General features: G+C 67.2%; 1 pseudogene. It reads left to right on the plus strand.

The window, feature by feature from the left end:
- Positions 1-530, plus strand: a pseudogene (locus NCR35_RS04555) (translocation/assembly module TamB domain-containing protein); the annotation flags it as partial.

Raw genomic sequence — 530 nt, forward strand, 5'->3', positions numbered from 1 at the left:
GTGCGGCTCGACGCGTCGGCGCAGCGCATCGCGGATCTGAACGTGCGGCTTCTGAAGAACGCGACGATCACGGGCGGCGGCGCGCTGTCGGGCGGCAACGGACAGTTCGACCTGAACGTGGCGAAGCTCGATCTGAACGCGATCGAGCCGAGCGTGCGGCCGACGGACTTCGCGGGTCCCGTGCGCGTCGTGCTGGCAGGCGATACCCAAACCGTCACCGCCGATCTGAACGATCCGCGCGCCGCCATCCGCGCGCAGGCGAAGGTGAAACTCGATCCGAAGGCGACCACGCTCGACGACGTGAAGCTGATCGTCGGGAAAGGCCGCGTGGAGGCGAGCGGCGCGCTGAAGAAAGACGCGAATTCGGGCTACGACGTAAAAGCGAAGTTCATCGACTTCAATCCGCTTCTGCTCACGCAGCAACTCGTTCAGCCGAAGCCCGCCGCGAAGAAAGGACCGCCGCCGCGCGTGATCGAGGCCCGCGTGAACGGCACGCTCGCCGCCTCGGGCATGCTCGCGCCGACGCTCAC

Source organism: Caballeronia sp. AZ10_KS36 (assembly GCF_023631105.1).
Lineage (GTDB): Bacteria > Pseudomonadota > Gammaproteobacteria > Burkholderiales > Burkholderiaceae > Caballeronia.